General features: G+C 65.5%; 10 protein-coding genes. All 10 read left to right on the forward strand.

Translation table 11 applies throughout. The features are described from left to right. The first annotated feature begins 152 nt into the window (after window positions 1–152). Window positions 153–1,844, forward strand: a complete 1,692-nt coding sequence (locus QZ149_RS09470; RefSeq protein ID WP_291451188.1) for a ribonuclease J — start codon at window positions 153–155, stop codon at window positions 1,842–1,844. 121 nt (window positions 1,845–1,965) lie between these two features. After that, window positions 1,966–2,865 carry a PfkB family carbohydrate kinase gene (locus QZ149_RS09475; protein WP_291451199.1) on the forward strand — a complete coding sequence of 300 codons (900 nt, stop codon included), beginning with the start codon at window positions 1,966–1,968 and terminating at the stop codon, window positions 2,863–2,865. 56 nt (window positions 2,866–2,921) lie between these two features. Further along, window positions 2,922–5,777: a DNA translocase FtsK gene (locus QZ149_RS09480; protein WP_291451190.1), complete on the forward strand. Its 2,856-nt coding sequence runs from the start codon at window positions 2,922–2,924 to the stop codon at window positions 5,775–5,777. A 16-nt stretch (window positions 5,778–5,793) separates the two neighbouring features. Further along, window positions 5,794–6,492 (forward strand): CDP-diacylglycerol--glycerol-3-phosphate 3-phosphatidyltransferase, encoded by a 699-nt coding sequence (gene pgsA, locus QZ149_RS09485; RefSeq protein WP_291451191.1) that lies wholly within the window; start codon window positions 5,794–5,796, stop codon window positions 6,490–6,492. A 170-nt stretch (window positions 6,493–6,662) separates the two neighbouring features. After that, entirely contained in the window at window positions 6,663–6,977 is a 315-nt protein-coding gene (locus QZ149_RS09490) for a helix-turn-helix domain-containing protein (RefSeq protein ID WP_034505361.1), read from the forward strand. 3 nt (window positions 6,978–6,980) lie between these two features. Next, window positions 6,981–7,205, forward strand: coding sequence for a DUF3046 domain-containing protein (locus QZ149_RS09495; protein WP_291451192.1), 225 nt, complete (start codon window positions 6,981–6,983; stop codon window positions 7,203–7,205). A 276-nt stretch (window positions 7,206–7,481) separates the two neighbouring features. After that, window positions 7,482–8,573: a recombinase RecA gene (gene recA, locus QZ149_RS09500; RefSeq protein ID WP_291451193.1), complete on the forward strand. Its 1,092-nt coding sequence runs from the start codon at window positions 7,482–7,484 to the stop codon at window positions 8,571–8,573. A gap of 3 nt (window positions 8,574–8,576) precedes the next feature. Beyond that, on the forward strand, window positions 8,577–9,206 hold the full coding sequence (locus QZ149_RS09505) for a regulatory protein RecX (RefSeq protein ID WP_291451195.1): 630 nt from the start codon (window positions 8,577–8,579) through the stop codon (window positions 9,204–9,206). 2 nt (window positions 9,207–9,208) lie between these two features. Then, window positions 9,209–9,703, forward strand: a complete 495-nt coding sequence (locus QZ149_RS09510; RefSeq protein ID WP_291451197.1) for a nicotinamide-nucleotide amidohydrolase family protein — start codon at window positions 9,209–9,211, stop codon at window positions 9,701–9,703. Between the two features lie 11 nt (window positions 9,704–9,714). Then, window positions 9,715–10,806: tRNA (N6-isopentenyl adenosine(37)-C2)-methylthiotransferase MiaB (miaB, locus tag QZ149_RS09515; protein ID WP_291451198.1), on the forward strand; the 1,092-nt coding region annotated here is incomplete at its 3' end.

Raw genomic sequence — 10,806 nt, forward strand, 5'->3', positions numbered from 1 at the left:
CTACTCACCCGACACCCATGTGGCGGGGCCTAGCCACGGCCTCGTCGATGAGACGGAACACGGCCCCCTCCACTCCCAAGTGTGAGGGGGCCGACCCGCCTCATGGATCCCCCGATGCGGGGAAAAGCTCTCTGACGTGGCAGACTGGCACCATGAAGTCTTTGTACGAGAATCTCAGCGAACCCGCGCCCCTGGAAGAGGGCGCACTGCGAGTGATCCCGCTGGGAGGTCTTGGCGAGGTCGGCCGTAACATGAACGTCCTCGAGTACCGGGGCAAGCTCCTGGTCGTGGACTGCGGCGTCCTCTTCCCCGAGGAAAGCCAGCCCGGCGTCGACCTCATCCTCCCCGATTTCTCCTGGATCGAGGACCGCATGGACGACGTCGTGGGCATGGTCCTCACCCACGGCCACGAGGACCACATCGGTGCCGTGCCCTATCTGCTTAAACTGCGCGACGATATCCCGATCTACGGCTCCGACCTGACCCTGGCCTTCGTTGCCCCCAAGCTGCGCGAACACCGCCTGCCCGACCCGGGCTTCACCGTCGTCGCCGAGGGCGACCGCCTCAGCGTCGGCCCCTTCGACCTCGAATTCGTCTCCGTCACCCACTCGATTCCCGACGCGCTCGCGGTCTTCGTGCGCACGGGTGCGGGCAACGTCCTGATTACGGGTGACTTCAAGATGGATCAGCTGCCGCTGGACCGGCGCCTGACCGACCTGCGCGCCTTCGCCCGCATGGGTGAGGAAGGCGTCGACCTGTTCATGGTGGACTCCACGAACGCCCTGGTCCCGGGCTTTATCACGCCCGAACGCGAGATTGGCCCGGTCCTCGACCAGGTCTTCGGTGAGGCATCCGGCCAGATCGTCGTCGCCTCCTTCGCCTCGCACGTGCACCGCGTCCAGCAGGTCATTAATGCCGCTGCTCACCATGGGCGTCGCGTCGCGTTCGTGGGCCGCTCCATGGAGCGCAATATGCGCATCGCCGAGGAGAAAGGATACCTGACGATCCCCGAGGGCATCGTCGTGGACCTCAAGGGTATCGGTGAACTGCCGCCCTCCCAGCGCGTCTACATGGCGACCGGCTCCCAGGGCGAGCCGATGGCCGCCCTGTCGCGCATGTCGGTAGGGTCGCACCGCACGGTGACGATTGAGCCGGGCGACATGGTCGTGCTGGCATCCTCGCTGATCCCGGGCAATGAGAACTCCGTGTACCGCGTTATCAACGACCTGACTCGCCTGGGTGCACGCGTCGTGTCGAAGGAGAACGCGAAGGTGCACGTGTCGGGCCACGCGAGCGCCGGTGAACTCATCTACTGCTACAACATCGTCCAGCCCAAGAACGTCATGCCCATCCACGGCGAGGTCCGCCACCTGGTGGGCAACGGCCAGTTGGCCGTCAAGACTGGCATCGACCCGCAGCACGTGGTCCTGGCTGAGGACGGCGTGACGGTCGACCTCAAGGATGGCGTCGCGCGCGTGTCGGGCATCGTGCCCTGCGAGTACGTGTACGTGGACGGTCGCTCCATCGGCGAAATCTCCGAGGACGAGCTGGAAACCCGCCGTACCCTGGGGTCGGAGGGCTTCATTTCGATCTTCGCTGTCGTCGAGCATGATTCGGGTATGGTCCTCGCGGGTCCCGAGATCCGCGCGATCGGCATGGCTGAGGATGACTCGGTCTTTGAGGAGATCCTGCCCGACGTCACCAAGGCCCTCAAGGACGCGGCTGCGCCCGGCGGCCAGGACCCCTACGTCCTGCAGCAGGCGATGCGCCGCGTCATCGGTCGCTGGGTCGCGCGACGTCTGCGTCGTCGTCCTATGATCGTTCCGGTGGTCACCGAGCAGTAGAAGCTCGGCAGTTTTCAGTGACGAGGCCGTGGCTGCCCGGGTGGTAGCGCGGCACACAGGGGAAGGAAAGTCCGTGGCGGGTCGCTTCATTTCGACGCACTCGGTTGCTCTGGTCTTGCCAATGCACATCGCCTACATACCCGAGCGCGGGGGATCGGTGCACGCCGATGCCGCGAGCTCTCGGCCCGGCGGTGGGTTCACGACCCTGTGCGCCGCAGCCGCCATGGGCGTCCCAGCGGCAGCGGCCTCGCCACTGGGCACCGGCCCGAACTCCTTCCAGGTACGTCAGCAGCTGGTGGAGGCGGGAGTGGAAGTCCTGACCCCCGAGCTGGTCGGCGATATTGGCGTCGTTATCCAGCTGATCGATAAGGGCGGAACGATGTGCTCGGTCGTCACCGCGGGAGTCGAGTCCGAACCCTCGCGTACCACCCTCGACCGTATTGAGCTGCGCGAGGGGGACGTCGTACACGTGGCGGCCTCAGACATGACGAACGCGCACGCGGCAGTCGAACTCAGCGAATGGGCTGCGGCCCTACCTCCCTTCGTTACCCTCGTCGTCTCCGTGTCGCCCGCGGTCGTGCAGGTGCCCGTCGAGGCATGGGAGACGATCCTGCCGCGCGCCGACGTGGTGACGATGAACGACTGGGAGGCCTCGGCCCTGGCTGACATCCTAGACCGCACCCGTTGTGGCTCCACGATCCGTTCCTACATGCGCCCCGACGCTGCCACCGTGCGCCGCGTGGGCAACCGAGGCTGCAAACTCCAGCTCGGCGCGGATGCCCCCATCATCACGATTCCCGCATTCGAGGTGGCCATCGCCGACACCGCAGGCGTGGGGGACACCCACATCGCAGAGATGTGCGCTGGCATCCTCCTGGGCCACGACCTGGAGACCGCATGCCTCATGGCGAACGCTGGCGCGGCACTCGCCGTCTCTCACGAGTCTGCCCTGCCCGTGCCCACGCGTGAGCAGGTTGACAACGTGCTCGAAACCGGTGTTGTTACGAATATCCTGCGCTGAGCGCTCGCGGCGCGCCTCCTGAGCGGGGCCAGCGCGGGCGATATCGTGGAGCAATCATGGCACAATCGTCTCCACGCTCTTCCTCTGGTAAAGGTCCTGCGCGCCCGCGCGCCAAGACGGGCAAGCCTCGTTCGGCCGCCAAGCGCGAGCCTATGCCGCCACAGCAGCCTACCCAGCCCGGTTTGCTGGCCCGCTTGTTCGCGGCCATTGCTCGTGCCGGAGCCAGCATGGTGCGCGGGTGGAAAGCGACGGACCCCCAGGTCAAGCGCGACGCCGCGGCCTTTATCGCTCTTGCCGCCGCGATCGTCATTGCTCTGCGCGAATGGTTCCAGATTTCCGGTGAGGCTGGGGACGCCATCCACTACGCTTCGGCGGGACTCGTCGGAATCTTCTCCGTCGTTCTCCCCCTGCTCCTCGTGGCGCTCGCCTGCGAGCTTGTCTCCGCGCGCTCGGGCCGCTCCGCGCTGCCCCACCACGTGGCTGGCGGTGTCGGTATTACGATGGCCCTCACCGGACTTGTGCACATCTCGCGCGGTAACCCCAGCATGGGTTCCGAGCCGGGCATCGACACGGCCGGTGGCGCTATCGGCTGGTTCATTGCGCGCCCCCTCATACTCCTCGTTTCCTCGTGGGGAGCCGGTGCCCTCCTCGTCCTGCTGCTGGCCTACTCCATCCTCCTGGCTACCCGCACCGCTGTTGCCGACGTTCCGGCGCGCCTGCGCGATCTCTCTGCCCACCTGAGCGGAACAAGCGAGAAGGACTTCGACGGTGCGCCCGGCGATAGGGCCCCCGCAAAGAAGGCGCGCCGCAAGTCCCGCAAGAATCTCGCGGCCGGAGACGATGATTTCCTCGACGAATACGACGGCGACGAGTCCTTCCGTCAAGCCGCTGAAAAGGAATCCGTTGAACGGACCCAGCTCCTGGAGTCCGGCGCTGTCCCCGTGGCCAAGTCCTTCGTGCCCGCCAAGCCCAGGCCTCGTCCCTCCACGCCGGACGCACCCACCGAGATGATCACCAAGATGCGTCCCGTCGTGGCACCCCACCAGGTCCCCGCTCACGAGCCTGAACCCGAACCGACACCCCCGCCAATCACCGACGAACCCGATGGTGCCTTCCAGCCCAACCTGGATGACTCGATCAGCTACACGCTGCCCTCACAGGACCTGCTCGTCTCAGGGCCGCCCCACATGACGCGCTCCGCCGTCAACGACCAGGTCGTCGCTGCACTCGCCCAGGTCTTCGAGGACTTTAACGTCGACGCGCGCGTCACCGGTTTCTCGCGCGGCCCGACAGTCACCCGCTACGAGGTCGTCCTCGGAGCCGGCGTCAAGGTCGATAAGCTCACCAACCTGTCGAAAAACATTGCCTACGCGGTGGCCTCCGCCGACGTTCGCATCCTCGCGCCGATCCCCGGCAAGAGCGCCATCGGCATCGAGATCCCCAATGCCGACCGCGAAAACGTGGCCCTCGGCGACGTCCTGCGATCCGCTGCCGCTCGCCGCAACCAGCACCCGCTCGTCGTCGGCGTCGGCAAGGACGTCGAGGGCGGCTACGTCGTCACCAACCTGGCCAAGACACCGCACATGCTGGTCGCCGGCCAGACCGGCTCCGGTAAGTCCTCCTTCGTCAACTCCATGATCACCTCGATCATGATGCGCGCGACGCCGCAGCAAGTGCGCATGATCCTGGTCGACCCCAAGCGTGTGGAACTCACGGTCTACGAGGGCATCCCGCACCTCATCTCGCCCATCATCACCGATGCCAAGAAGGCCGCCGAGGCCCTCGAATGGGTCGTCAAGGAGATGGACGCGCGCTACGACGACCTGTCGGACTACGGCTTCAAGCACATCGACGACTTCAACAAGGCGGTGGCCGCCGGACAGGTGCAGGCCAAACCCGGACTCAACCGCACCCTGCACCCCTACCCGTACCTGCTCGTGGTCGTCGACGAACTCGCCGACCTCATGATGGTCGCGCCGCGCGACGTCGAAGCCTCGATTCAACGCATCACGCAGCTCGCGCGCGCCGCCGGCATCCACCTGGTCCTGGCCACTCAGCGCCCCTCGGTCGACGTCGTCACCGGCCTCATCAAGGCCAACATCCCCTCGCGCCTCGCGTTCGCAACCTCGTCGCTGACCGACTCGCGCACCATCCTCGACCAGCCCGGCGCCGAAAAGCTCATCGGCCAGGGCGACGCCCTCTACCTGCCCGCCGGTGCCTCCAAGCCCATGCGTGTTCAGGGTGCCTGGGTCGGCGAATCCGAGATCCACCAGGTCGTCGCCCACGTCAAGAGCCAGATGGAAACGCACTACCGCGACGACGTCGTACCCGACAAGAAGGAAGCAAAAGTCGCCGAAGATATCGGAGCCGACCTCGAAGACCTGCTCCAGGCCGCCGAGCTTGTCATCTCCACCCAGCTTGGCTCCACCTCCATGCTCCAGCGCAAGCTGCGCGTCGGCTTCGCCCGCGCCGGACGCCTCATGGACCTCCTCGAATCCCGCGACATCGTCGGACCCTCCGAAGGTTCCAAGGCCCGCCAGGTCCTCGTCACCCCCGAGCAGCTCCCCGAGGTGCTCGCGATGCTGCGCGGCGAATCCACCTCCATCAGCGAACCCGAGCCCGCGGCGGTTTCCGCCGCGCCCGCATCCCCCGCGCCCGCTTCCAGCGCACCCTCGGGGGCACCCAGCCCCGCCACCGGTGCTGCGAGCGTCCGCGCTGCGGGGAAGGGGACCTCGTCGATTGACAGGACGAAGACCTCCTCTGGTTACGAATCGGGCACGGGACACGCTGGCGATTCGCGCGCGGGCGGGTTAGACCCGTACTCTGGACATAACTTTGGCGGTTCCTCACCTGATTGGGTTGATGAGGAGCCGGACGACGATGAGGACGCTTGGCAGCTCACCGGCCGCTAAGAGAGAGGTACCAGCAATGAGTGATAACGTGTCGCGCGTTCAACGGGACTCCGCAGTCCCCGTCGTGAACCTGCCGAACGTGCTGACCATGGCGCGCCTGGTCTTCGTCCCCATCTTCATCATTTTGGCTCTACAGGACTCCTGGGTCACGAAGTGGGTGGCCTTCGTCATCTTCGCGCTTGCCTCGATCACGGATCATTTCGACGGGCATCTGGCTCGTTCATGGAACCAGATCACCGACTTCGGGCGCATCGTCGATCCCATCGCTGACAAGGCTTTGACCCTGGGAGGTTTCGTTCTCCTGTCCTGGCAGGGGTTCTTGCCCTGGTTCGTGACGATCCTGATCGCTGTGCGCGAGCTCGGCATCACCGCGATGCGCGCCTTTTTCCTGCGCCGCGGCGTCGTTGTCTCGGCGAATTGGATGGGTAAGATGAAGACATTTTTCCAGATCATTGCGCTGGGGACGCTGCTCATCCCATGGGAGCACTTCTATGCGATCGACCGGGCTAACCAGTGGTGGGTTATTCTCGTGATTCGCCTCGGTCTCGCCCTGTCCGGTATCGCACTGGCGCTGACCCTCATTTCTGGTGTCGCCTACGTGGTCGAGGGCGTCACACTGATGCGCACTCCTGCCATCGTCGACTCTCATGAGGCAGACGGCGGGCACGCCGCCTCCGCGGACTCGTCTCCTGCCGGGCGGTACATTCAGAGTTGAGTCTGGGTGACGCAACCCATACGCGAATTGAATGCCCGGTGGAATAGGCCGGTTTGGGTGCGCGTTGACAGAACATGACAACAACCCGAGGCGTGCGCGTGCCCGGTTACACCGGTCCGATGCGCGAACTAACGATGCGCCCGACGATCAAGAACGGCTACAGTAACGATATGGAAAAGACACTGAGCGAAACTCCGCTGCTGCGCAGCGAACTCGGCGATGTCCTGCGTGGCATCCGCCAGCGCCAGGGTCGAACCCTGCGCGAAGTCTCCTCCGAAGCACAGGTGTCCCTGGGCTATCTCTCCGAAGTTGAGCGCGGGCAGAAGGAGGCATCCTCCGAACTGCTCGAGGCCATTACCTCCGCTCTGCGCGTTCCGCTGTGGTTCGTGCTGCGCGAGGTCTCCGAACGCATGGCGATCATCGATGGCGCTGTCATTCCTGACGCGGTGCCCGACGATCTCGTGCCCGTTACGCTGATCTCCTGACGCGTGAAGCACTCCGAGTTTTACGAAGCGGTCGAGGCGACCTTCGGGTCGGCCCTCGGCCGCTCGTACGTTTCCGACCTCTACCTCGCCTCGCTGGGGGCCACAGCCCGCGACGCTCTGTCTGCCGGGGTGAGTCCCGACGAGGTCTGGGCGCAGCTGTGCGAAGAAACCGGGCGCGAGGATGCGCGCTGGATTCATCGCCTCGACCCGCGTGAACGGGGTCGCTGACTCCTTTATTGTTTTCCTTGCGCGAACGCGCATTGCTGCACGTTTGTGTTCTCGCATGCCCTGCTTGGTGCCTCGGCGTGTCGCCGCAGTATCGAACATTTGTTCCATCTAAGCTGATGAGCGACGAATCGTCCTCGCGTGTCATCCACAGGGGTGGCGCGTGCGGGACGCAGATGACGATGGCCGGTCGCATACTCGTCATGGCGCCTCGGAGAGGGGCGTCATTGAGGCCAGGACACTCGCAGGCCGGAGAGGCCGCAGAACGAAAGGACCATCATGGCAGCCCGTAAGGCACCCGCGGCAAAGACCGTCACGAACGACCGCAACAAGGCGCTCGAAGTCGCCCTGTCGCAGATTGATAAGCAATTCGGCAAGGGATCCGTGATGCGCTTGGGCGACGACAATCGTCCTCCCGTTCAGGTGATCCCCACCGGCTCTCTTGCCCTCGATGTTGCGCTCGGCATCGGTGGCCTGCCCCGCGGGCGTGTCATTGAGGTCTACGGCCCCGAATCCTCCGGTAAGACCACGGTTGCCCTGCACGCCGTTGCGAACGCCCAGAAGGCCGGCGGCAACGCGGCCTTCATCGACGCTGAGCACGCGCTCGACCCCGTCTACGCTCGCGCCCTGGGCGTGGACACCGATTCCCTGCTGGTCTCTCAGCCCGACACGGGCGAGCAGGCCCTCGAAATTGCCGACATGCTGATCCGCTCGGGCGGCATCGACATCATCGTCATCGACTCGGTCGCGGCCCTGGTGCCCAAGGCCGAAATTGAGGGCGAGATGGGCGACTCCCACGTGGGTCTGCAGGCCCGCCTCATGAGCCAGGCCCTGCGTAAGATCACGGGTGCCCTCTCGGCGACCGGCACGACCGCGATCTTCATCAACCAGCTGCGTGAAAAGATCGGCGTGTTTTTCGGTTCCCCGGAGACCACGACCGGTGGTAAGGCCCTGAAGTTCTACGCCTCGGTGCGCATCGACGTGCGTCGCATTGAAACCCTCAAGGAAGCAGGAGCGCCTGTCGGAAACCGTACGCGCGCCAAGGTGGTCAAGAACAAGATGGCCCCGCCTTTCAAGCAGGCCGAATTCGACATCGTCTACGGCAAGGGCATTTCGCGCGAAGGCTCGATCATTGACATGGGTGTCGAAGCTGGCATCGTGCGTAAGTCCGGCTCCTGGTTCACCTACGGGGATGACCAACTGGGCCAGGGCAAGGAGAATGTGCGCCAGTTCCTGGTGGATAACCCCGAGCTGGCTAACGAGATCGAGCAGAAGATCCTGATCGCGCTCGGCATTGCCGAGGAGCCAGAGCCGGAGAAGGGGTCCAAGAAGGCACCCGCGGTTGACCCGGACGAGGACGCGGGCTTCTGAGTCGTGGTCCGCTATCTGGATCCGGAGGACCATCCGGAGCTGGGGGAGGAGCGACGCCACCGCTCCTCCCCGGGGCAGCGGCTGGCCCGCGTCCGCGAACGTAACGCCGCCCTGACGGGTTCAGCCGCCATCGAGGCAGCGCGTGAGGTTGCGTTGCGGAAGCTGGATGCGCACGCCTGTTCGCGCGCAGAATTGACCAGTGCCATTGAGGGGCGCGGTTTTAGTGCCGATCTGGCCCTCCAGGTCGTTGATCGGCTTGAAGCTGTAGGCCTGGTCGATGACCAGGCCTATGCCGATGCTCTGGTGCGTTCGCGCTTTTCAGGCACCGGGGCATCGGGCCGCGCTTTGCGTGAGGTGCTCGTGCGTAAGGGGCTGGAACCGGGCATCATCGAGCGAGCACTGTCCCAGATCAGCCGTGATGACGAGGCCGAGAGGGCCGCCCAGCTCGTGGCGCGCAAGCGCCGATCACTGGCGGGCGTTCCTCGGCAGAGCGCGTACCGGCGCTTGTGCTCGATGCTGGCGCGCAAAGGCTATTCCCCATCCGTGGCCTCCAATGCGGTGCGCGATGCCCTGGATGAATGGCATGCTGGTGGCTCGGACGATGACGAAGGCTGGGGCTGGGAGGTGTCCTGAGAATGGATGACGCACAGGTGAAGGACCTGATCGGGCAGATGACGCGCCGTGGGCTGACGGTTGCGACCGCAGAGTCGCTGACCGGAGGGGGCCTCGTTGCCCGCATGGTTGACGTGCCCGGTGCATCCCACGTCGTGCGCGGAGGGGCGTGTACTTACGCGGTGGATACGAAGGCCTCGGTCTTGGGGGTCTCTCGCGCGCGTCTCGATCAAACTGGTCCGGTGGACGAGCAGGTGGCCAGGCAGATGGCTGAGGGCGCTCGCGTCCTGTTCGGTGCTGCCATCGGCCTGTCGACGACGGGCGTGGCCGGGCCCGGCCCCGCCGATGGTTTCCCTGCCGGCACCGTTCACGTTGCGTGCGCGCACGAGGGCGGGACGGAGCACAGGTTGGTGCACCTGGAGGGGGATCGAGCCCGCGTGCGTACCGGAGCCATCGACGCGGCTTTGGCGTTGTTGCGTGACGTGCTCGACTCCTCTGGTGGCCGCGAGCACGACTAGACTGTTGTGCGATGAATACGACGACACCGCAGGTAAATGCCCTGCCTCGCACCTATGCGGTGCGAACGCTCGGCTGCCAGATGAACGAACACGATTCCGAGCGTATGGCGGGTCTGCTGGAGCAGGCCGGCCTCGTCCCCGTTGAGAAGGTCCCCGAGGCCGCCGCCCGCGCGACCGACGCCGGCGACATGGGTGCCGACGTCATCGTGATTAACACCTGCTCCGTGCGCGAGAACGCCGCGACCCGTCTTTTCGGTAATCTCGGCCAGCTCGCTTCTGTCAAGCGAGCGCGCCCGGGCATGCAGATCGCGGTCGGCGGCTGCCTCGCCCAGCAGATGCGCGACGGCATCGTCGAGAAGGCCCCGTGGGTGGACGCTGTCTTCGGCACGCACAACATTGACGTGCTCCCGGCGCTCCTGCGCCGCGCCGAGCATAACCGCGAGGCCGCCGTCGAGATCGAGGAATCCCTCAAGGTATTCCCGTCGACCCTGCCCACTCATCGCGAGAGCGCGTACGCCGCGTGGGTGTCCATCTCCGTGGGCTGCAACAACACCTGCACGTTCTGCATCGTCCCGCACCTGCGCGGCAAGGAACGCGACCGTCGTCCCGGCGATATTCTCGCCGAGGTTGAGGCCGTCGCCTCCCAGGGTGCCATCGAGGTGACCCTGCTGGGACAGAACGTCAACTCCTACGGCGTGGGTTTCGGCGAGCGCGGTGCGTTTGCTGACCTGTTGCGCGCTGTCGGCCGCGTCGAGGGCATTGAGCGCGTGCGATTCACCTCGCCTCACCCCGCAGCCTTCACGGACGACGTGATTGCGGCGATGGCGGAGACTCCCACGGTCATGCCGAGCCTGCACATGCCTCTGCAGTCGGGTTCCGATGCGATCCTGCGTCAGATGCGCCGCTCCTACCGCCGTGATCGTTTCATGGGCATCCTGGAGCGCGTTCGCGCTGCGATCCCGGAGGCTGCGATTACGACGGACATCATCGTCGGCTTCCCCGGCGAGACCGAGGAGGACTTCCAGGCCACCCTCGACGTCGTCGAGCAGGCTCGTTTCTCCTCCGCGTTCACGTTCCTGTACTCGCCGCGCCCGGGTACGCCC

The sequence above is a fragment of the Actinomyces sp. ICM47 genome, from assembly GCF_905369875.1.
Taxonomy (GTDB): domain Bacteria; phylum Actinomycetota; class Actinomycetes; order Actinomycetales; family Actinomycetaceae; genus Pauljensenia.